This window comes from uncultured Mucilaginibacter sp. (assembly GCF_903913935.1).
Classification (GTDB): domain Bacteria; phylum Bacteroidota; class Bacteroidia; order Sphingobacteriales; family Sphingobacteriaceae; genus Mucilaginibacter.
This window is the reverse complement of sequence record NZ_CAIWNH010000466.1, coordinates 1-21,775: the sequence shown is the minus strand read 5'-3', so window position 1 is coordinate 21,775 and position 21,775 is coordinate 1. Positions and strand designations below refer to the sequence as shown.

Annotated in this window: 19 protein-coding genes; 11 read left to right on the top strand and 8 right to left on the bottom strand. The window is 42.5% G+C overall.

Features of this window, described 5'->3' with window-relative positions; translation table 11 throughout:
• Positions 1–102 precede the first annotated feature (102 nt).
• Positions 103–522, bottom strand: coding sequence for a nucleoside-diphosphate kinase (locus tag QZY09_RS18720; protein ID WP_096349418.1), 420 nt, complete (start codon positions 520–522; stop codon positions 103–105).
• Positions 523–869: 347 nt separating this feature from the next.
• Here QZY09_RS18720 and QZY09_RS18715 point away from each other — a divergent pair, with 347 nt between their 5' ends.
• The 8 genes from QZY09_RS18715 (at position 870) to QZY09_RS18680 (ending at position 10,531) form a co-directional block, all read left to right on the top strand.
• On the top strand, positions 870–1,880 hold the full coding sequence (locus QZY09_RS18715; RefSeq protein ID WP_295674804.1) for a DHH family phosphoesterase: 1,011 nt from the start codon (positions 870–872) through the stop codon (positions 1,878–1,880).
• 2 nt (positions 1,881–1,882) lie between these two features.
• Entirely contained in the window at positions 1,883–2,860 is a 978-nt protein-coding gene (locus QZY09_RS18710) for an FKBP-type peptidyl-prolyl cis-trans isomerase (protein ID WP_295674803.1), read from the top strand.
• Between the two features lie 53 nt (positions 2,861–2,913).
• A complete protein-coding gene (locus QZY09_RS18705) occupies positions 2,914–3,930 on the top strand; it encodes an FKBP-type peptidyl-prolyl cis-trans isomerase (RefSeq protein ID WP_295674802.1) in 1,017 nt (338 codons plus the stop codon).
• Positions 3,931–3,977: 47 nt separating this feature from the next.
• A complete protein-coding gene (locus QZY09_RS18700; protein WP_295674801.1) occupies positions 3,978–4,745 on the top strand; it encodes a TatD family hydrolase in 768 nt (255 codons plus the stop codon).
• Between the two features lie 83 nt (positions 4,746–4,828).
• Entirely contained in the window at positions 4,829–5,851 is a 1,023-nt protein-coding gene (locus QZY09_RS18695; protein WP_295674800.1) for an asparaginase, read from the top strand.
• Positions 5,852–6,204: 353 nt separating this feature from the next.
• Complete coding sequence (locus QZY09_RS18690) at positions 6,205–8,331, top strand: cadherin-like beta sandwich domain-containing protein (protein WP_295674799.1); 2,127 nt, start codon at positions 6,205–6,207, stop codon at positions 8,329–8,331.
• 375 nt (positions 8,332–8,706) lie between these two features.
• Positions 8,707–9,423: a hypothetical protein gene (locus QZY09_RS18685; protein WP_295674798.1), complete on the top strand. Its 717-nt coding sequence runs from the start codon at positions 8,707–8,709 to the stop codon at positions 9,421–9,423.
• 25 nt (positions 9,424–9,448) lie between these two features.
• Positions 9,449–10,531: an FtsX-like permease family protein gene (locus QZY09_RS18680; protein ID WP_295674797.1), complete on the top strand. Its 1,083-nt coding sequence runs from the start codon at positions 9,449–9,451 to the stop codon at positions 10,529–10,531.
• A gap of 60 nt (positions 10,532–10,591) precedes the next feature.
• Here the strand turns inward: QZY09_RS18680 and QZY09_RS18675 are convergent, their stop codons facing one another.
• Entirely contained in the window at positions 10,592–11,005 is a 414-nt protein-coding gene (locus QZY09_RS18675; RefSeq protein WP_295674796.1) for a GNAT family N-acetyltransferase, read from the bottom strand.
• Positions 11,006–11,210: 205 nt separating this feature from the next.
• On the opposite strand from QZY09_RS18675, the gene QZY09_RS18670 reads away from it, so the two are divergent.
• Together QZY09_RS18670 and QZY09_RS18665 are read left to right on the top strand one after the other, a co-directional pair.
• Positions 11,211–11,426 (top strand): DUF2281 domain-containing protein, encoded by a 216-nt coding sequence (locus QZY09_RS18670; RefSeq protein ID WP_295674795.1) that lies wholly within the window; start codon positions 11,211–11,213, stop codon positions 11,424–11,426.
• A gap of 2 nt (positions 11,427–11,428) precedes the next feature.
• The gene (locus QZY09_RS18665; RefSeq protein WP_295674794.1) at positions 11,429–11,824 is read left to right on the top strand and encodes a type II toxin-antitoxin system VapC family toxin; all 396 of its coding nucleotides are present in this window, start codon (positions 11,429–11,431) and stop codon (positions 11,822–11,824) included.
• A gap of 163 nt (positions 11,825–11,987) precedes the next feature.
• Here QZY09_RS18665 and QZY09_RS18660 read toward each other — a convergent pair whose 3' ends face one another.
• The 5 genes from QZY09_RS18660 to QZY09_RS18640 all read right to left on the bottom strand — a co-directional run bounded on the left by QZY09_RS18660 (position 11,988) and on the right by QZY09_RS18640 (position 19,891).
• Positions 11,988–15,119: a CusA/CzcA family heavy metal efflux RND transporter gene (locus QZY09_RS18660; protein WP_295674793.1), complete on the bottom strand. Its 3,132-nt coding sequence runs from the start codon at positions 15,117–15,119 to the stop codon at positions 11,988–11,990.
• Between the two features lie 193 nt (positions 15,120–15,312).
• Positions 15,313–16,413 carry an efflux RND transporter periplasmic adaptor subunit gene (locus QZY09_RS18655; RefSeq protein ID WP_295674792.1) on the bottom strand — a complete coding sequence of 367 codons (1,101 nt, stop codon included), beginning with the start codon at positions 16,411–16,413 and terminating at the stop codon, positions 15,313–15,315.
• Positions 16,414–16,422: 9 nt separating this feature from the next.
• The gene (locus QZY09_RS18650; protein ID WP_295674791.1) at positions 16,423–17,703 is read right to left on the bottom strand and encodes a TolC family protein; all 1,281 of its coding nucleotides are present in this window, start codon (positions 17,701–17,703) and stop codon (positions 16,423–16,425) included.
• A 75-nt stretch (positions 17,704–17,778) separates the two neighbouring features.
• Positions 17,779–19,137 (bottom strand): ATP-binding protein, encoded by a 1,359-nt coding sequence (locus QZY09_RS18645; protein WP_295674790.1) that lies wholly within the window; start codon positions 19,135–19,137, stop codon positions 17,779–17,781.
• 70 nt (positions 19,138–19,207) lie between these two features.
• Positions 19,208–19,891, bottom strand: coding sequence for a response regulator transcription factor (locus tag QZY09_RS18640; protein WP_295674789.1), 684 nt, complete (start codon positions 19,889–19,891; stop codon positions 19,208–19,210).
• Positions 19,892–20,208: 317 nt separating this feature from the next.
• Between QZY09_RS18640 and QZY09_RS18635 the strand changes: the two genes are divergently transcribed.
• Entirely contained in the window at positions 20,209–20,973 is a 765-nt protein-coding gene (locus QZY09_RS18635; RefSeq protein ID WP_295674788.1) for an NYN domain-containing protein, read from the top strand.
• Between the two features lie 14 nt (positions 20,974–20,987).
• On the opposite strand, the gene QZY09_RS18630 is transcribed toward QZY09_RS18635, so the two are convergent.
• Positions 20,988–21,662: a phosphatase PAP2-related protein gene (locus tag QZY09_RS18630; RefSeq protein WP_295674787.1), complete on the bottom strand. Its 675-nt coding sequence runs from the start codon at positions 21,660–21,662 to the stop codon at positions 20,988–20,990.
• Positions 21,663–21,775: the final 113 nt, after the last annotated feature.

Genomic DNA, 21,775 nt, shown 5'->3' with positions numbered 1-21,775 from the left:
TACCATAACTTTATAAAAATATTTATTTTTTTTAAATAAACAAAATAAAAGAACAAGCCGGTGTATCAATTTGTTAACATTTCCACCGGCTTGCTGTAAAAATTAAAATTTCTCTAGTGCCGAAAAATAAAAATCTCCTTCAATTTTAGCATTTTCATCAGAGTCGGAGCCATGGATTGCATTGGCGCCGATTGATTCAGCATATAAATTACGGATCGTTCCTTTATCAGCTTTTGCCGGGTCGGTAGCACCGATCAGTTTCCTGAAATCTTCAACAGCGTTGTCTTTTTCCAGTATTGCTGCAACAATCGGGCCGGACGACATAAAATCAACCAGCTCGCCATAAAAAGGGCGTTCTTTGTGAACTTCGTAAAATTTGCCGGCAGTTTCTTTGCTCAGGGCCAAATATTTCATAGCTATAATTTTAAAACCACCTTTTATAATATGGTCTAAAATAGCACCTGTATGCCCGTTCGCAACGGCATCAGGTTTAATCATGGTAAAAGTTTTATTAGTGCTCATATTTTTTTGCGTTATAAATGCATTGTTTGTTTAAATGGCAGTAGCAGTGTTAAGTTGCCGTTAGAAAGCTCGCTATTTTTAAGGATCAAACCCGGCTCCGCCGCTTACTTTTTCAAATTGCCCGCAAAAGTAGGGTTTTTCATTTAAACCAAAGTATGTAAAAAATGATAGGAGATATTTTATCCGAATGAGGCCAGGTAGCGGACAAACCGGATTGAAAAAAACGAGCAACCATAAAAAGATCAAAAATCAATAAGCGTTGGCATTTAAAGCATATTGCTTTAACATTAATTAACTCGCTGTATTTAATTTATTTATTTAGCTTTGCAGCTCTTTTTTAAAATTGAATGTTAAGTATAGCCTCGCTTATTGAACTTTTAGCGCAGCCTCAAAAAATAGTAATTACTACTCATCACAAACCTGATGGTGATGCTATAGGCTCGTCGTTAGGTTTATATAATTATTTGATACAACAGGGGCACCATGTAACCGTGATCACCCCAACCGATTACCCGGCCTACTTTAACTGGATGCCGGGTAATGATGGCGTAATCATCTATACGGAACATTTAGAGCAAGCGGCTGCCCTGGTCAGCGAAGCCAAAATCATCTTCTGCCTTGATTTTAATGCTTTGGGCAGGATTAATGAATTGGGCGAACTGGTAGGTAAAAGCGCAGCGTATAAGGTGATGATTGACCATCACCTGGAGCCGGAGGATTTTGACGATTACCGCTACTGGAATATCGGCGCATGTGCTACTGCGCAGTTAGTTTATACCTTTATAGTTGAAGAACTCAAACATAAAGAACTGGTAAATAAGGATGTGGCCAGTTGCCTGTATGCCGGTATTTTAACCGACTCGGCATCGTTCCATCTGCCAAATACAACATCGGCGGTGCACCGCATTACGGCCGACCTGATTGACGCGGGTGCCGTAAACTGGCGCATATATGATTTGGTTTATAACAACTCACCCGAAAACCGCCTGCGTTTCCTGGGCCTTTGCCTGTCAGAACGTTTGGAGGTTTTGTACGAATTTAATACCGCTATCTTCCACGTTACCAGGCAGGACCTGGAGAAATACGATATCCAAACGGGCGATACCGAAGGAATTGTAAATTATGCATTATCCATTGCCGGCATAAAACTGGCTGCTTTTATAATTGAACGCAAGGATAAGGTAAAACTTTCGTTAAGATCAAAGGGAGATATCCCTGCGAATGCGATCTGCAGGAAGTATTTTAACGGCGGTGGCCATTTTAACGCAGCCGGCGGTCATTCAGAAGACAGCCTTGAAAATGTAATCAATCAATTTAAACAAATATTACCTGAGTATAAAAAACTATTAATAAAGTAAAAATGAAAAAAAACCTGATGTTTTTAGCACTTGCTGCAATTGGATTAGCAAGTTGTAATGGATTTAAAAAAGGGCAACACGGGTTGCTTTATCAAATTGTATCTGACAAATCGGGCCCAAGCGTACAGCCAGGCGACTTTATCAGCATCAATTATATCGTTAAGAATGACGCTGATTCTGTATTGCAGAGTTCATTCGAAACCGGCCAGCAATTTTCACAAATAGTGCCAAAACCAAGTGGTAAAGGTGATGTTTTTGCAGGAATCAGCTACCTGAGTGAAGGTGACAGCGCGGTTATTAAAACCGACCTTGATTCATTGAGCGCAGGCCACCCGCGCCCTGCCGGAATGAAAGGCAAATACATGATCTTTATTGTAAAAGTTGAAAAAGTTATCCAGAAAGGCAACCTCGACCAGACAGTATTTAACGGCCGTTGCCAGGCTTATGTAACTTCATTGATGGATGTAGCCAAAAAGCAGGAACCGGCAAAAATCAAAAAATATATTGCTGATAACAACCTTAAAGTTACTACGACAGCTTCAGGGCTTAATTATGTGATTACCAAAGAAAGCTCGGAACCAAAACCTGCAAACGGCGATACCGTGGCTGTAGCTTATGTAGGTAAATATTTGAACGGCAAAGTTTTTGATACCAGCATCAAATCTGAAGCTGTTAAAGCCAAATTGCCTATTAACCCGATGAATCCTTACAAACCTTTGCGTTTCCCGCTTGGCACTCCGGGTATGATTCCAGGATTGAATGAAGCACTGCTATTGGTTGGAAAAGGCGCCAAGGCTACTTTTATTATGCCATCAAACCTTGCCTATGGCGAACGTGGCAATCAAATGATTGGCCCGTTTACGCCGCTTGTATTTGAAGTAGAATTGATTGACATTGTTCATCCAAATCCAAACGCTCCAAAACCAGTTGCTCCGCCAATGATGGGCCAGCCACAACAGCAACAACCTGTTAAGAAATAATATTCAATTAAATGTGGCCTTCCCCTAAAAAGGAGGGCCTTTTTTTATTTCCGATGAAATATATCCTCTTTATTCTGACATTGGGCCTTGCTGTTAACGCGCGTGCTCAAACTGACGTACAGCATACTCCGCATGGCGCAACCTACCGGGTATTTACCCATAATACTGGTGATAAAATAAAAGTTAACGATGTAATAACTTTTGACTTTATTCAAAAAACGGATAAGGATTCCATACTGATGAGTTCTTTTATTACCGGAAACAAAGGCAAGGCACAGGTTTTACCAATTGAGGGCCTAAAGGATATCGCCGAAGTTAATTTGATGGAAGTATTTCCAAATCTGGCATTAAATGACAGTGTTGAGGTAAAGATCCCTACCGATTCCGTATTTAAAGGCCATGACGCCCAGCGCCCGGCGTTTTTCCCTAAAGGGAGTAACCTGGTGTTTGTTTTAAAGGTAGAAAAAATACAGTCGCTGAACGATGCTATCGCCGAAAGAAATGCTGAGATGGAAAAGGCCAAAGCTGAAGAAGCAAAACTGCAGGCTAACGAAGCAGTTGCTGCCGCAGCATATATAGCAAGCCATAAACTTGTTTTAAAAACTACCCCCTCGGGGTTAAAGTATGTGATCACCAAGCCATCGCTAAAACTTAAACCACAAAAAGGCGACACGCTGCTGGTAAATTATGCAGGCCGCGGGCTCGATGATAAAATTTTTGATACCAGCATTGAATCCATAGCAAAAGCATCAGGTTTAAATCAACCCGGCCGCACTTATGAGCCTTACGAGGTAATCGTTGGTGCCGGTGGCGTTATCCCCGGCTGGGATGAAGGCTTGCTGTTATTGAACGAAGGCTCGAAGGCCACTTTTGTAATCCCTTCTTCCCTGGCTTACGGTGCGCAGGGAATGGGCGCGATAACACCTTTTAGCACACTAGTTTTTGACCTGGAACTTGTTAAAGTAAAACCTGTTAAACATCTGGTGGTTGCCAAACCCGCTGTAAAGAAACCGGCCGCCATAAATCAAAAGCCGGTTCATAAAAAATATCCGGTAAAGAAAAAAAGTTAATCAAAAAGCCTCCTCATAAATCCGGGAGGCTTTCTTATTTTTGCACTATGCTGCTTACTGATACCCACACCCATCTTTATTACGAAAACGACCTGCAAAAGCGTGCCGGCCTGGTGGAACGCTGTATCAGCAATAACGTGGAGCGCCTGTTTTTACCAAACGTCGATGCCGTATCTGTCCCAAAAGTTTTTGACCTGGCCGCAACCTACCCGGATATGTGTTACCCGATGCTCGGGCTGCACCCCTGTTCGGTAAAAGATGGCTGGGAAGAAGAATTGAATACGATAAAACAGGCGGCTGGTGAGCATAAAATTTATGCAATAGGTGAAATTGGCATTGATCTTTACTGGGATAAAAGTACCCTTGCTGAACAAATAAAAGCCTTTAAAGCACAAATTGCCTGGGCAAAGAAGCTCAAATTACCGATCGTAATCCACTGCCGCGATGCTTTCAACGAAGTTTTTGAAGCGCTGCAACAAGAACAGGGTGAAGATTTACACGGTATTTTCCATTGTTTTACCGGCAACGTTGAACAGGCTCATAAAGTTATCGAATTAGGCTTTTACCTGGGCATCGGCGGTGTGGTTACTTACAAAAACTCGGGCCTGGCCGAAGTTGTGGCGCAAATTGACATCAGCCGGATAGTTTTGGAAACAGATTCTCCGTACCTTGCGCCCGTTCCGCACAGGGGTAAGCCCAATGAAAGCGCGTACCTTGTATTTGTGGCCCAAAAAGTTGCCGATGTACTGCAGATAAGTATAGAAAAAGTAGCAACTGTAACTACTGAAAATTCAAAGTTGATTTTCGGCGTTTAGTTTTTTTTAAATAGATTTATTTTTTGTTCATATAATTGACTTTTTGCCATGAACCATGAACTATCAACCATGAACCCATAAACATGAGCCAGATCCTGATCATTTATACCGGCGGTACCATTGGTATGATGAGCGACCCTGTTACTAAGGTACTCAAACCCATCAATTTTGAGCAGATCATGGATAATGTGCCTGAACTTGAAAAATTGAACTGCAAGATCCAGGTACACTCTTTTGATGAGATCATCGACTCTTCCAACATGAACCCTGCGATCTGGAGCGAGCTTGCCGGTTTAATTCAGAGTAATTATGATACGGTTGATGGCTTTGTGATCCTTCACGGCTCCGATACGATGGCATTTACCGCATCGGTTTTAAGCTTTATGCTCGAAAACCTGGGCAAACCTGTCATATTTACCGGGTCGCAATTACCTATCAGCGCTGTTCGTACAGACGCGAAGGAAAATTTGATGACGGCCATTGAAATAGCTAAAGCGAAAAAAAATGACCGAGCCCGTGTGCCCGAAGTATGTATCTATTTTGATTACAAATTATTCCGCGGAAACCGGTCGTTTAAATACAATTCATCCAAATTTGAAGCGTTCCGTTCGCCCAATTATCCTATCCTTGCCGAATCAGGCGTTCACCTGAAGTTTAGCCTGAATGATATTAAACACCCGAAAGAAGGCGCCCCTTTAATAGTCCATAAAAACCTGGTAAGCGATGTGGCTGTACTGAAATTATATCCGGGCATCAGCCCGAAGGTTGTGGAAACCATATTAACCGCAGATGTGCGCGGCATTGTAATGGAGACCTTCGGCGCCGGCAATACCACTACCGACGAATGGTTTGTTACCCTGCTTAAAAATGCTATAGACAGCGGCAAAGTGATCCTTGATATCTCCCAGTGTAAAGTAGGCACCGTTGAGCTTGGCCGTTACGAAACCAGCCGCCACCTGAAAGATGTAGGCGTAGCTAATGGCTATGATATGACCTACGAATCGGCAGTTACCAAAATGATGTACCTGCTGGGCCAGTATGAGGATCCTAAATTAGTAAAGGAGTACCTGGAAATGGATTTGAGGGGCGAAATTACGGTTTCATAGTCCTGATTCAGATAAAACGATCTTCCTGATTACTATATAAGTTATTGGGGCTGCACCTTTCGGCCCCTTCTGTTACTTTGTCATTTAGATTCGTCGCTAATCAGATAACCTACATTCTGACAGGTAATAAAATCGGTGCCGGGGAAACCGGCACTAATAACGGCGGGGAGAGTTACGATACTCCCCCAATCCCACCATTTATAGACTTAAAACCGCCACTTGCTAAAAGGCGGGAAAGCGCCAGACAATTCTTAACATTTTAGTAGGGTAAAAAGTGCCCTGGAGCCGTTTAAAGGGCATTTAAACCCGTCAAAAGGGCGGGCAAAATAAATAAGGAGAAAATCAACAACATAATGACCAAATCACAGTGGTTCCCGTCAACCGGCTTTGCTACCGCCAAAATAAAATTGCCGGTCAGGCATCTCTTATTTATAGCCTTATTCATTACCATCACTGCACCTTTAAAATTATTTGCGCAGGATGCCACAAACGACAACCTTTCTGCTTTGCAGGTGAGTGCAGGGGCTTTGAATCCTCTATTTAATCCGGCGAAAACGGTATATGCTGTAAAAGTTACCACATTAACCACCAGCATTACGGTAACTCCTGTTACCGCTATTTCAGGAGAAATAGTAGTTATCAATGGAACACTCGTTGCTTCAGGATCGCCGACGGCTCCCATTGCGTTAGCTGTCGGGGACAATTCCATTACCGCTACCTTAACCGCACGTGACGGCGTGACACAAAAATCGTACAACCTAACGGTAACCCGGGCACAATCATCCAATAACAATCTAGCTGAGCTGCAGATCGTCGGTGTATCTAAATCACCGGCATTCAGCGCGCCCGTTACCACTTATACGGCATCGGTGGGTAATGCTACTTCATCAGTTACCATAAAGGCCTTTGCCCAGGACGCATATGCTTCGGTAACTGTAAATGGCACTTATCCGATTTCTGGAAATACCTTTGACGCAGTAAGCTTAGCCGTTGGCGTTAATCAAATCAATATAGTGGTAACGGCCCAAAACGGAACTACTAAAACTTACACCGTAATGGTTAGCCGTGCGCAGTCATCTGACGCTACACTGTCAAACCTATCATTAAGCGGCATGACATTACAGCGGCGATTTAACCCAGGTGTAACTACCTATGCCACCTCCGTCAGAAATACAACAACTTCAACAACCGTTACTCTTCAAACAAACAGCCCTGATGCAACAGCAACGGTCAATGGGTCGCCGTTAAATTCGGGCACGCCCTCTTTACCGATCAATTTAAACGTAGGTGTAAATACCATCAGCATTGCAGTAACCGCTCAAAACGGCGCGGTAAATACCTATACAGTGACAGTAACCCGGGCACCATCCACTAATAACAATCTTGGCGGCTTGAGGGTAAACGAAGGTACACTGGCGCCTGTTTTTGACCATACAATTGCCAGTTATGCCGACACTGTAATGCTTGCTACCCCAAACATTGCTGTAAAACCTTTTACCGCCAGCAATGTGGCTACAGTCACTGTTAACGGATTGACAGTAGCCTCCGGATCCTGGTCGGCTCCCATTGCGCTAGCTCCCGGGTCAAATACAATAACTATTGAAGTAAAAGCAGAAAGCGGGGATATTAAAGACTATATACTGACGGTAGTCAAACAAAACCCAACTGACGGAAATCTTTCTGATCTTCAAATAACGGAGAGCACTATTTCGCCGGCATTCAATACGGATACGCTAAATTATACGACAACCGTAAGCAGCGACACCCAATATGCACACGTAGCCGGTTTTACTGTCGATCCGAATGCAGAAGTATATATTAATGGAGAAAAGCTCTCGTCCGGCACTTTTTTGCCTTTGTTTTTGGGCGAGGGCGCCAATTTAACCAGCGTTTATGTCAAGGGTTCAAGCGGCCACAACAAATCTTACCAGCTGGTGATCATTAAGCCTGGCGACCCTGGTTTTATAGTAAACAGCCTGCTATTAAGCGCCGGCACTTTGTCTCCTGCGTTTGATCCTGCAGTATTCACCTATACCGCCAGCGTTGATAGTACGGTTGCCTCCATCACGGTCACGGCAAATGATTTGGGTAATGTTAGCGCAATGTATATCAAAAACGCGGTAGTGACACCGGGAACACCATCAAACCCCATTAGCTTATCTCCGGGGGCCAATAAAATTGAGGTAGTAATTGCCGATAACAGCGCCGGCAAAACTAAAACTTACCTCGTAACAATTTATAAGGCCGGGACACCTGGCCTTATTTTAGGAGGACCGCTTAACAGCGTTTACCAAGCAGTAAGCGTAGCCAGGTCGCCTGATAAGCCTTTGTTTGACGATGCGGATGTTGTTGTACATCCGGCAATATCACCAAATGGTGACGGTGTTAACGATTTCCTGGTTATTGACGGGATAGGTAAATACCCTGACAACAACCTGTCCATTATGACTACTTCCGGCGAGCCGGTATTTGAAGCGTAGGGATATAACAACAGCTCGAAAGCGTTTGACGGGCATTCCAGCAAGAACGGGGCGATACAACGCGCCGGCACCTATTTTTATACGTTAAGTTACAAGGTTAATGGTATAACAAAACGTAAAACCGGGTATATTATATTGAAGTACTGACAGGATGATTTAACTGCCGGCTAATTACCACAAAAAGTTCCTAATCCTAATATTGTTACGTGCAGTTGTTAACCACATGCGCACGAACAACAAAAAGCCTTCCGCCGGAAGGCTTTTTTGCGTTCAATTATATACCCGGAGTTTCTGTTTGTATTTAAGATAATTTTTTACCCCCGATATTTTCGTTATAAATTATTCGTTATTAAACAATTACTTAGCTTAAACCAGATGAATAAAACATTAACGATGCTATTAATATGCTCAGCACTTTGCGGTTGTAAAGGGCCACACGAGGAAAAACAACACTCAAAAGACCATTCAAAAACACCTGTGCAGAAAGAAGCCAGTCAAACTATACTCAGTTTTGGGCAGGCGGTTCAAATTGACACGTCTTCATACGTAATGTTTCCGCTTGAAATTAAACATGACGACAATAGCTTTAAATCAAGAGGCGGATCATATCAATGGAACATGGTTTTCCTGAACACGCAAACTCAGCAATATCACTTGCTTGATTCTACAAGAAAGATGCTGATAAGGGAATACAGCGTTGATCAATCCTCGAATGACAATACTGAGGAAAATGGCCATAGGATGGACGAAAAACATATTTATTATTCCGTTACGGTTAATGATGCCAACAAAAATGGTGTGCTCGATGATGGCGATCCTGTCTACCTTTTTATATCAGATAAGGCAGGAAATAATTTCAGGCAAATTTCTCCTGAAAATTATAATGTATGGAGTTGGAAATTGATCAAGGAAACGAACAAGGTGTTAATATACGCGGTCGGGCGGGAGCATATGAACGACGGGGATGATAAAATGGAAACTACCCCGATTATTTATGATTTAAAAACCAATAATTTATCTAAGCCTGTATTCAGTAATAGATTTATTAAGACTACCAAACAGCTTTTTGGCAAATACTGGCATGAGGAATAAAGTTGACAGGAGCACTATTTAGCACTTGCTAATATCTGAAACTCCTAAAAAGATTGCGAGCAAGGATCAGCAATTGGTACTTACTCTTAACAGCGGGGCTTCGCAAAAAAACAGTGCCCTGCTGGCCGATCAGCTCCGTAAAAACGCAAACTTTAAATCGGTAACCGACGCCGCTGCACCCCTGGTTTCCGGCGATATGAATTTGTATCCGGCCGACAAAACCATCAACGATAAACAAATCGTTTTTCTTGATTTTGCCGACACCAACTATATCCAAACGCTCGGCCTGCAACTGGTTGCCGGCAGCAACTTTGGCCACGAGGAATTCACAAATACCAATATGCATGAAGATATGGAACTGCATGATTTTGGCAAACAAATTGTATTGAACGAAGAGGCTGCCAGGTTATTAGGTTTTGACCCGGCCACAGCGCCGGGCAAATATGTTTCGCACTTGCATAACGGCCTGGTTTATACTTATAGGATTGTGGGGATCGTTAAAAACTATCATTATTTTTCTTTGCGTGCTGGCATCGGGCCATGTGCCATAATGGGGGTAAACCCTTTAAGGTGCAGCACTATCGTCGCAAAAATTGATGGGAGGCACGCAGCTGCCGCTATCCAATTCGCGTCCGCAAAATGGAAGGGTTTAAACCCCGATACGCCATTTTCTTACGGGTTTTTGGATCAGATTTTTCAAAGTGATTACGACCAGGACAAACGCACGCAGCAAATGAGCAGCATTTTTACCTTTATTGCCATCTTTATTTCATGCCTGGGTTTGTTGGGGCTGGTTACCTATTCGGTTACCCAAAAAGCCAGGGAAATCGGTATCCGCAAGGTTGTGGGCGCCAGCGTAAGTAATATTGTGATGCTTTTCTCAAAGCAATACCTCAAACTGATCCTCATTGCCAATATCATCGCCTGGCCCTTAGCCTGGTATCTGATGAACAAGTGGCTGCAGGATTTTTCTTACCGGGCGCAAATCAGCTGGTGGATGTTCGCGGTATCGTTATCCGCAGGCATCCTTATTGCATTTGCCACTATTGCTTTTAAAACCATAAAAGCAGCTAATGGAAACCCGGTGGTGAGTTTGCGGGCGGAGTGATTTTTTAGGTGAAAGGATAAAGGTTAAAGGCGAAAGGTTAAAGGTTTTGACTCTATTTTTTTAGGCTTTTATTTTCATGAGCATTACGTCCAATCCATGATCTGAATATTTTTTTAATCTCTCCGCCAGAAAACCGGGCGCTTCGCCCGGCGATATTTCCCCGAATCCTATCTGCCCGTAAAATGCTTTGAGGTGCTTATAGGGGATGCAATAACAATCCTTCATGTCAATATTTTCCCGCAGGAATTTAAGCATCAATGTGCCTATGCCCTTACCCCGGCAGGCGCTATCTATTTGCATGCCGCGCAAAATTTTCACGCCATGCTCCGGGCATATCCTTACTGCGCCAATTAATTCATCGTCTTCGGCTATTACAACCATGTCATCATCCTGCAGGCCGCCGTTATAATTGCAAGCCTCGTAAAGTTTGCGTACTTTAAGATATTCGGTTTTTTCGATAATGCGGATGATCATTGCTTTTTACTTTCGCACATTTATATAAAAGAGAATGGCAATAAATATTCTCCATAAAAAAGCCAGTTCTCAGGTTGCTTAAATTTATGAATATTTAGCAAAATATAGATCTGTGAGCCTTTCAAAATAAGAGACAATTGACGTTTTGAGAAAATTTTAAACGATGGAATTTTATTATATTTGTGTATCGAACAATAAATAAGTAATGCTTACCACGATAAAGGGATATTATGATCACGGGCAGATAGTGCTTGAGGAAACTCCGCCGGTAAAAACCAAGACCGAGGTTATGGTGACATTTCTTACCGGGGAAACAGCAAAAAACCAGTCACCCAAAAGAAAATTAGGTGGTTTGGAAGGAAAGGTGACCATACCTGATGATTTCAATGAGCCATTGGGTGATCTAAAAGATTATATGTAGAAATGAATTTACTGGTAGATACCCAAATTCTTATCTGGTCTTTCGATATCCATTCTCCGCTTTCCGAAAAACATAAAGAATTACTTGAAAATAATTCGAACAGGATTTTAGTAAGTCAGGTCAGCCTGATGGAAATTGCTATAAAGAAAAATATAAATAAACTGCCTGACTTCGTTCCTGATATACAAATGGTGGCCGATCAATTGTTGGCTAATGGGTTTGAACTCTTGCCACTAAAGAACGAACATATATTTTCATACCAGCATTTACCATTATTTCAGGAACATAGGGATCCTTTCGACCGGTTCTTAATTGCTATTGCTAAAGATGAAAATCTTACAATTGTTACTACAGACGATAAATTTCAATTGTACTCATCTCTAATCGAAATAATTTAAGCTGTACGGCACAGCCACTTAATCTGCTCTATCCTAATAATTAACAGGTTGAGGCCTTAACAGCCTCCGAAATTTCAAAAACCGTCTCCGGCGAGTGCAGCTTTCACTGCACCGCCTTCAACAACACTAATTGATATATTTATAGGGGTATTAGTCTAAATGATCAGATCCGGCTTACGATACCACTTTCAACACGTTTGCGGTACGACCAGAAGAATACAATCGGGAATACAAACAGGTTAAATATGGTATTGGTGATCAACCCGCCGATAACCACGATGGCCAGCGGTTTTGAGGCTTCGGAGCCAATACCGTGCGACATGGCTGCTGGTAATAGACCAATAGCCGCCATCATCGCTGTCATTACCACCGGGCGCAGCCTGTCGGCTACGCCATCTTTAATAGCTACAGCAAACGATGTCCAATGGGTATGGTGCCTCAATTCGGCGATGTTGCTTTTAAATTTGGAAATCAGGATAACCCCATTTTGTACACAGATGCCAAACAGGGCGATGAACCCGATGCCCGCCGAAATATTAAAGTTAATGCCAGTAATTAATAATGCCAGTATGCCGCCCATAATAGCAAATGGCACATTATTTAGCACCAGCAACGAATCCCTGAAGTTACCGAACAGGATAAAAAGGATAAAGAAAATGATAAGCAAACTTATGGGCACTACCTCGCTCAGCCTTTTGGTGGCGCGCTGTTGGTTTTCAAAGTCGCCGGCCCATTCTAGGGTATAGCCCTTTGGCAGGTTCAGGCGGGCATTTACTTTATCCCGCGCTTCTTTAACGGTGCTGCCCATATCCCTGCCGCGAATAGAGAACTTGATGGCTCCGTAACGCTGGTTATGGTCGCGGTAGATCATGCTGATACCGGTAATTTTTTGAATGGACGAGATTTCACGAAGGGGAACCGTATTGTTGTTCAGTGTGGGAACCCGGAGGTCACCTATCGATTCCTCATTGTTCCTGAAATCCTCCGGGTAACGGATTCGGAGGTCGAACTTTTGTTCTCCTTCATAAATCTGCGTAACGGCTTTGCCGCCTATCGCCATTTCAATTACCGCGTTGGCATCCGAGGCGGTTACCCCATATTGCGCCATTTTTTGTTGGTTCAGGTCTATCTGCAGTTCAGGCTGGCCCATATTGTGCATTACCCCAAGATCCTCGATCCCCTTAACCGTTTTTAAAACTGAATCGATAATAATTTCTTTGCTTTCGATATACTTGTAATTATCGCCAAACATTTTTACAACGATTGAGCCTTTAACGCCCGACACAGCTTCTTCCACATTATCAGAGATCGGCTGGGAAAAGTTAAGGTCGATACCCGGGAATGCTTTTAGTTTTTCCTGCATCCGCCGTATCAGCTGTTCTTTGGTCTCTTTTAATTTCCATTGGCCCTCCGGGTAAATATCCACATGGTATTCAATGTTATAAAAGCCTGTTGCATCGGTGCCATCATTTGGCCTGCCTGTTTGCGACATTACCTGCTTTACCTCATCGAAACTTAAAAAGATCCTGCGCATTTCATTAGCCAGTTTGACCGATTCTTTTAACGAAATACTTAAAGGGCCGGTAGCACGCACATATATCGCTCCTTCGTTCAATTCGGGCAAAAATTCGGTACCCAAAAGGCTAAAACAGCCCAGGCTAATCACCAGGGCAATAAGCGCCACCGGGAAAACTATCCTGCGCCCCTTAAAACAAAAACCATAAAAGCGCATGGCATTTTTGGTGATAAACTCAACAAAAATATTGTGCCTTTCTTTTACATCTTTACGCAGCAAAACGCTGGCCAATGCCGGCACAAAGGTGAATGTTAAAATAACGGCGCCCAGCAGGGCGAAACCCAGGGTCCAGGCTAAAGGGGAGAACATTTTTCCTTCCACTTTTTCAAAACTAAAAATGGGCAACAGGCCGGTGATGATAATTAGTTTCGCAAAAAATATGCCTTTACCATTTACCAGCGCGGCCCGCTTGATTAAGCCAAGCTCGCTCATTTTATTAAAAGCTGGCATGCCGATCTCTTTTGCCCTGTGATCAAGCACGACGAAGATCCCTTCTACCATTACCACTGCACCATCGATAATAATACCAAAGTCGATGGCCCCCAATGAAAGCAGGTTGGCTGACATGCCTTTTAATTTGAGGCAGATAAAAGCAAACAAAAGCGCCAGCGGAATGATGAGCGAAACGATGAGCGTGGTACGCCAATCGGCCATAAACAGGAGAACGATAACCGTTACCAAGATGATCCCCTCGGCCATATTGTGCAATACGGTATTGGTAGCAAAATTCACCAGGTCTTCACGGTCGTAAAATGTACTGAGCTTTACATCATCCGGCAAAATGGAGTGGTTGAGCTCGTATATTTTATCTTTAAGTGCTTTGATCACCATACTGGGGTTGCCACCTTTGCGCATCACCACAATTCCTTCAACAACATCGGGGTCTTTATCCCGGCCAACCTGGCCAAGCCGCGGCAATGCTGATTCTGTTACTTCAGCAACTGTTTTTACATATATCGGTGTGCCCTTAATATTGTTAATTACTACATTTTTAATCTCATCAATATTGTTGAGTAAGCCTATCCCCCGCACGGCAAAAGCCTGGCCTCCCTGGTCGATCACATCACCGCCAACGTTTACATTGCTTTTTGATACTGCGTCATACAGCTGCAAAGGGGTTACGTTATACTGCACCGCCTTCTGGGGGTCGATGGTGATCTGGTAGGTCTTTACTTGCCCGCCAAAGCTGTTTACATCGGCCACACCCGGCACAGCGCGGATCTCGCGTGCTACCACCCAGTCTTCAAGTGTTTTCAATTCACGGGACGACCTTTTGTTGCTGGTTAACGTGAACCTGTATATTTCGCCGGTTGGGCCATAAGGCGGCTCTATAGATGGACTGACGCCATCAGGCAGATCTGCATCGCCGATATGGTTATTTACCTGCAACCGGGCCTCCGGATAATCAATCCCGTCATCAAAAGTAATGGTCACCACCGAAAGGCCGAATAGAGATGACGACCTTATACTCACCTTTTTTTCAGCCGGGTTCAGTGCAAGCTCAATGGGCCGGGTAACAAATTTTTCGACCTCTTCGGCGCTTCTGCCTGGCCATTGTGTTATAATAACAACAGATGTATTGGTAACGTCAGGAAAAGCATCGATACTGATTGTCCTAAAACCGATATATCCCGCAACAGCCATTAATGCCGTTACAAAAAATATGAAAAATCTGTTTTTGAGGGCAAAAGCGAGTATGTTTTTTATAAATTTATTCATGTTTTTTTATTTCGGATTTCGGATGTTCCATTTCGGATGTTGTCATTACATGATTATGTTGTAATGGCTCGTTTTGCCGATTCGAAATCTTACTTTTTAACTTCGTTATTTCAATATTTTTAGAGCCGGTCGCGGATTTAACTTCGTTTTTTAAAAATTCGAAATGGAACATCCGACATCCGAAATTCTTCTGTCAGTCTTTAAGTGATTCGTATAAATACACCTGCCTGGAGGCGACGATCTTATCCCCCGGCTTTAGCCCGCTGCTTATATACGCTCTGTCCTCAACCGTTTTCGCCACTTTAACCGGCTGGATATGTACTTTCGCTTTACCGTCAATTACCAGCGCATAATTTTTGTCGTTGTCAAAAACGAGGGCGTTCCTGTCGATAAATGGAAGCTCCTCGGCAGATTTGGCCTTGATCAGGATATTGGCGAACATACCGGGCTTAAGCAGATTACCAGGATTGTTTATTTTGATCCGCGCGTGCATTACCTTATTATCCGGGTCGAGCATATTATCGATCTTATCAATATTGCCATTAAATACTTTATTAGGATAGGATAGCGTAGTAATCTTTACATGGTCGCCGGGCTGGATCTTTGAGATGTCTGATTCATAAACATTTACCAGTACATATACTGATGAAAGATCGGCTATTGTAAACAGGTTTTGGCTGTTATCGGCCCTTACCTGCGTATTACTGGTTAGGTTTTTTTCAACCAAAAACCCAGGGATGGGTGCCTTAACCTGGTATCCGTTCTCGTTGCTTTTATTGATGGAGATAACTGCGCCGGCACGTTTGTTTTCGGCTAAAGCTTTCTGATAGTCAGATTGTGCCTGTTCCAGATCCTTTTGCGAGGCGAGGCCGCCTTTGTACATATCCTGGGTTGATTCCAATATCCGGCGGGTATTTCTTACATCAGCTGCCGATGAAATATAGTCTTTTGTATAACCGGCCATTTCGGGGCTCCTCAATATGGCCAGGGTTTGCCCCCTTTGTACAACATCGCCCAATTGCACTTTTACAATTCCGGCCACTCCGCTTACCATCGGAAATATTTTCACCATTTTAGTTTCATCAGGAGCAATATTACCGGTTAATGTTATTTGTGATAACGCGCTTGCCTCCTGCACCGTATCAACCAGCAGGCTGCTCAGAAAGCTGTCAGTAACCCGGAATTTGCTGTCTTTTTCAGGTGTCTCCGCATGATGACAGCTCTGTAAAACCATCGCCGCGGCTAGAAAAGCCGCAGCAATGGTTGTTATTTTCAAATAAGGGTACGTAGTCATTTTGATGGATTAGTTGTTAAAAAAAGGGGTGCCTGTAACATAATTAAGTTGCTCGAGCGTCACAATGCGGTTCAACTCCAGCGCATTTAATTGCAGGGTATTGGTTTTATAGGAGTCGTAAAAATCAAGGAACTCCAACAAACCAATATTCCTTTTTTCATAGTTTTTAAAAACTTCCTGAATCAGGTGGTTAAAATTTTGTTTAAACCGGGGGTCGAAACTATTATACAATTTCTCGAGCCGGAGAGCGCCGCGGTACTTCGTTGCCAGGTCACTTTGCAGTTGGTCCTGCTGGCTTTGCAATTGCACCTTGCTTTGATCAATGGCGATACGTGCCTGTTTAATGTTCCCCTGGTTGCGGTTAAAAAACGGCAGGTTAAATTCTACTCCTGCACCAATAAAATTGGTGCCGTAACTGCCATATTTGTCATAATTAAGCGATAAAGAGAAATCGGGAACTGCGGCTGCCTTTTGCAATTGCAGGTTCATGTTGTTGTAATCAACGTTGATTTTTGCCAGCTTGAGGTCATACCTGTTCGAATAGGCCGAATCGAGCATCGCCTGGTAGGGTACCATTTCCACGATACTCTTTCCATCAAGGTCGTAATTATACACCGGCCGGATGTAGGTATCCGGACTGGCTTTAACCAGCATTTTAAATTCGCTTTGAACGGTATCAATGCCCACCAGTAAGTTGTTGTATTCTGCCTGCAGGGTGTATAATTGCGACTGGATCCGCAGCACCTCTTTTTCGGCCACATTTCCTTTATTATACTGCTCTTTAAAAACAGTTAAGGTTTTTGCGAGGGAACTGATTTCGTCATTATAAACTTTTGCCGATTGCTCCTGGAAATAAATATTATAAAAATCATTCCTCAGCGTAAATTTCAATGTACGCAGCAGGTCAAAAAACTGGTATTTAGCCTGATCGACACCAATTTTTGCCAGCTGTATATTTTTATTCCGTTTGCCCGCAGCTGTAAATAGCTGCGAAACACTAAACGACTGATCCTTAAAAGCCGGGCCCTGCGTTACATCACTGGTATGGATGCCGTTGTTGAAACTAAAATCAGGATTGGGAAATAAGCGGGCCGTGATTACCTGTGCGCCAGCAATGTCAATATTATAACGTTGTATTATAATTTTCAGGTTGTTTTTCAGGAAAAGGTCTTCAGCATGTGCAATGCTAACCTTTAAAGTATCAGGCGCCTTTTGTGCGCTGGCTCTGAAAACCGTAAATAATAGGTAAAATGAAACCAGGAATAAAGGACGAATAGCTATTTTGAACATGTTAGTACAGATGGGACAAAGTTAAACCACCTGTATTAAAGCTAAATTAAAGTGAGATTAGAATACGGTTAGAATTCAGCGCTTGAATTGGATAGTAACAATGGTCTGCTTGTCTGGAACAGAATTAACTGAAATAGTGCCATTACAAAGGCTAATGATTTTGTAGGTTACATACAAACCTATTCCACTGCCATTATATCCTTCTACATTTTTTCCGCGGTAAAAAGACTTGAAAATTTTAGCGATCTCCTCGGGTAATATACCGATCCCTGTATCTGTAATGTTGATCACAATTTCTTTATCATCAGCATAAAAATCGCATTGCACAGGCTTATTCCGCGAAAATTTATAAGCGTTGCCAATGATATTATTAAAAGCGATGGCCAATAACGATTTGTTGGCCAGGAGCTGTAAGTTTTCGTGATCCTCAGGCAAGTGCAATATATTAATGTTAAACATACCTTTACCTTTTTTTGCAAGCCAATAGTCATTCAGCTCCCATATTAATTCATCCATTGCAACCGGCTTAAGGGCAGGCTGGGTATAGTTCATATCAACGTTTGCCAATTCCAGCAGCACAGTAATGGTTCCGTTCAGCCTTTCAGCATCAGTTAAAACAGATTGCAGCACCTGTTCATATTCGGCATGGGACCGCAGTTTATTTAAGGCGATTTCGATTTCACCAATAATGGTTGTTATGGGAGTCCTTAACTCATGTGAGGCATTGATGACAAAGGTTTGCTGCAGTTCGAATGCGTTTTCAAGATGTTCTAATAACTGGTTAAAATTATGGGCAAGCGCACTTATTTCATCCTTGCCTTTCCCTTCATCAACCCGCAGACTCAAGTTTCCGGCGCTTACCTTCCGCATTTGATCAATAACCTTATCAATAGGCTGCAATGCTTTTTGCGCAAACCACCGGCTAATGAGAAACAAGCCGGCTGTTACACCTATCAATAGTATCGCCATACTTTTAACAAGGTCCTTTGTTCTTTTATTCCCTTCTACATCAACAGCCGAAACGAGAATTACAAAGTTGCCCTGGTTATCGTAATAATAAATCCCGGCGTTTTGCCGCCCTCTTTCGGCAAATTCAATTTGTTTCCTTTTACGCACCTCATTGATCAGCGATGGCGCCCAAAACTGGTCCTTTTCATTTATAAAAGCTGCCCGGTTTTTATCGTTATAAAACCTTATCACCTCATTGGGGAGGGCCTGCAGATACCTCAATTTCACATGGCTTAATGAGTCAGCTGAAATTTCATCAGCCTCCAGATAACGCTGCGCGGCAATATACGCCCGCACCATTAAATGATCATAGAAATCGGATTTGACCAGAGAATTATAAGTAATGCATATAGCCACTTCAACAATTAGCAACACAATGGCACTTATGGCTGTAAAATAAAGTGATAGCCGGTTCTTTATCTTCATGATTTTACACTGTAGTAGCAGACAACACTAACCAAATGCTAAAGAGAACAGATATAGCTATAGACATTATCTATTTTTCACCCTTTAAAACATAACCCATTCCTATAACCGTATGGATCAATTTATTTTTGTGTCCCTTTTCAATTTTATTGCGCAAATAATTTACGTAAACATCAATAAAATTGGTGCCCGTATCAAAATCAATTTTCCAAACCTGTTCAGCAATATATTCGCGGGACAATACCTTATTGGGATGCCGCAGAAACAACTCGAGCAGTGAAAACTCCTTTGATGTTAAAGCAACCTGTTTGCCGCCTCTTTCGGCGATATTGCTCCAGGTATCTAATTTCAGATCTTCAAATTCAAGAATATGTTCTTCCGTATCATTCACAATTTTCCTTCTCAGTAAGGCTTCGATACGTGCCAGCAATTCAATAAAGTGAAACGGCTTCACCAAATAATCGTCCGCCCCGGCCTTTAAGCCCGACACCTTGTTTTGAACCTGATCAAGCGCGGTAAGCATCATGATAGGTGTTTTTGTATCGGTTTGCCGTATTTGCCTGCACAATTCTATGCCGCTGATATCGGGCAGCATAACGTCAAGGATCAGCAGATCAAATTCAGCCGCTTGCAGCATTACTTTTGCGGAGGCCCCGTCCTTAGCCGTTTTTACTTTATAATTATTTTCTTCAAGGCCTTTGCAGATAAAGGCTGCTACTTTTTGCTCATCTTCAACTAAACAGATATTGGCCATAATAACAAATATGAGGAATATTTCGGATGCTGTATGTTTGGTTTGTTTTTCTAATGAAGTTATAATGTCTCAGACTGAAAAAAAACAATAAAATATCGGGGCTTGCCTTGTAAACCGGTCAAAATCATGTTATCGTTTTAGTGATTTGCCAGATAAATCACTAAAAAATGCGGTATAATCATAGGATTTTGGTCAAAATATTACCCTTTTCACATCAAATAAAGCGCAATAAACGTCAAAATATAGATACCTTTAGATGCCCGTTTGCCGGTTGGCCCCGAAAAGTAAGCGGATAAAAAATATCAAAAAGAATAGATATGGATTTGATCAAAGATCTCCGGCTTGCTGTTTTAATCGACGCGGATAATGTTCCTTATGCCAACGTTAAACAAATGTTTGAGGAAATAGCCAAGTACGGCACCCCTACTTTTAAAAGGATCTACGCCGACTGGACCAAACCCACCGTATCCGGGTGGAAAACGGTTTTGCTGGAAAATGCCATTACCCCCATACAACAGTACAGTTATTCCACCGGCAAAAACTCAAGCGACAGCGCCATGATCATCGATGCGATGGATATTTTATACTCGGGCAAGGTAGATGGCTTTTGCATTGTATCAAGCGATAGTGATTTTACGCGCCTCGCCATCAGGCTGCGCGAAGCCGGTATGAAAGTAATAGGCATAGGCGAAAAGAAAACATTGATTCCTTTTATTACCGCCTGCGACAAGTTTATCTATATTGAAATATTGAAGGAAGATGCCGCAGCCACCCCTGACGAAGACCGGAAAACACGGCCTTCGAAAAAACGCGGAAGCCAAAAATCGGCGCCGATAGATAAAGTTGGCCAGGAACTGGTAAAGCTCTTACGCGATAGCATTGCCGACATTGCCGATGAAAACGGCTGGGCGCATTTGGGAAACCTGGGCACACAGATCCTGAAAAAGAAACCCGATTTCGACTCGAGAAATTACGGGTTTGCCAAAATGCTGCCTTTAATCAAAAGCCTTAATAAATTTGATTTTGATGAAAGGGAATCAGGCAAGGGAAACAATAAACATGTTTATGTTAAAATAAAGTAGAAAAGCACTAACGCTTATTCAACAATATCATAGGCCCGGACCGGCTCATTTTTTGACCGCTTATATTTATATAGAAAATAAAAGTTAAACCTGTAAAGAAGATATACAACAACTGGAGCGGTAACTACATCGACAGTATAATGAATATGCTGTACCAACAAAAGGTAGGCTACCGTTATGGTAGCTAAAAGGCCTATTATTTTATCAACCGGTTTTTCGAGGCATAAAAATATAAGCATTAGGGTAGCCGTATGGCCTGAAAAAAAGAGGTCTTTAGTTACTGACGCTTCCCCGTAAAACGCGCCGCTCAGCGGATCAGATAACGGAATTAAGCCTACCGGGGGCGACAGGGGCACCATGCTGATACATAAAACCCGTGCAACGGTAACCATGGCCAGGGTTAGGCAATAGGTAATAAAAATAGAAGGTTTATGTATCGCCCTGTATAATATCAGCAGGATCATTGACCAAATAATGATAAATATCAATAAAGAAACATTGTGAGGCGCTATGTTAGCCAACACCCGGTCATGTAAAACTACCCCATTTCGTTTTTCAATAAAAGCAAAGAAATGGGGAAGAAAAATAGAAAAAACGGGAATCAGCACCATTATCGCCGTCAACTGCAGGCGCTTAACCGGGGAGTTCCAGGTTTCCTTCCAGATTTCAAGTATAGACGTTTTCTGCATATGACTGTTAGACACAATTAGTGCGCAAAAGTAACAATAGATAAATTATTAAGAAAAGTTTAATTTCATGTAAAATAATCTGCGTGTAAAATAACGTAAATAACAATGCAACT

Coding starts and splice junctions, on each gene's coding strand:
- QZY09_RS18720 (WP_096349418.1), bottom strand. CDS start 522: ATGAGCACTAATAAAACTTTTACCATGATTAAACCTGATGCCGTTGCG.
- QZY09_RS18715 (WP_295674804.1), top strand. CDS start 870: ATGTTAAGTATAGCCTCGCTTATTGAACTTTTAGCGCAGCCTCAAAAA.
- QZY09_RS18710 (WP_295674803.1), top strand. CDS start 1,883: ATGAAAAAAAACCTGATGTTTTTAGCACTTGCTGCAATTGGATTAGCA.
- QZY09_RS18705 (WP_295674802.1), top strand. CDS start 2,914: ATGAAATATATCCTCTTTATTCTGACATTGGGCCTTGCTGTTAACGCG.
- QZY09_RS18700 (WP_295674801.1), top strand. CDS start 3,978: ATGCTGCTTACTGATACCCACACCCATCTTTATTACGAAAACGACCTG.
- QZY09_RS18695 (WP_295674800.1), top strand. CDS start 4,829: ATGAGCCAGATCCTGATCATTTATACCGGCGGTACCATTGGTATGATG.
- QZY09_RS18690 (WP_295674799.1), top strand. CDS start 6,205: ATGACCAAATCACAGTGGTTCCCGTCAACCGGCTTTGCTACCGCCAAA.
- QZY09_RS18685 (WP_295674798.1), top strand. CDS start 8,707: ATGAATAAAACATTAACGATGCTATTAATATGCTCAGCACTTTGCGGT.
- QZY09_RS18675 (WP_295674796.1), bottom strand. CDS start 11,005: ATGATCATCCGCATTATCGAAAAAACCGAATATCTTAAAGTACGCAAA.
- QZY09_RS18670 (WP_295674795.1), top strand. CDS start 11,211: ATGCTTACCACGATAAAGGGATATTATGATCACGGGCAGATAGTGCTT.
- QZY09_RS18665 (WP_295674794.1), top strand. CDS start 11,429: ATGAATTTACTGGTAGATACCCAAATTCTTATCTGGTCTTTCGATATC.
- QZY09_RS18660 (WP_295674793.1), bottom strand. CDS start 15,119: ATGAATAAATTTATAAAAAACATACTCGCTTTTGCCCTCAAAAACAGA.
- QZY09_RS18655 (WP_295674792.1), bottom strand. CDS start 16,413: ATGACTACGTACCCTTATTTGAAAATAACAACCATTGCTGCGGCTTTT.
- QZY09_RS18650 (WP_295674791.1), bottom strand. CDS start 17,703: ATGTTCAAAATAGCTATTCGTCCTTTATTCCTGGTTTCATTTTACCTA.
- QZY09_RS18645 (WP_295674790.1), bottom strand. CDS start 19,137: ATGAAGATAAAGAACCGGCTATCACTTTATTTTACAGCCATAAGTGCC.
- QZY09_RS18640 (WP_295674789.1), bottom strand. CDS start 19,891: ATGGCCAATATCTGTTTAGTTGAAGATGAGCAAAAAGTAGCAGCCTTT.
- QZY09_RS18635 (WP_295674788.1), top strand. CDS start 20,209: ATGGATTTGATCAAAGATCTCCGGCTTGCTGTTTTAATCGACGCGGAT.
- QZY09_RS18630 (WP_295674787.1), bottom strand. CDS start 21,662: ATGCAGAAAACGTCTATACTTGAAATCTGGAAGGAAACCTGGAACTCC.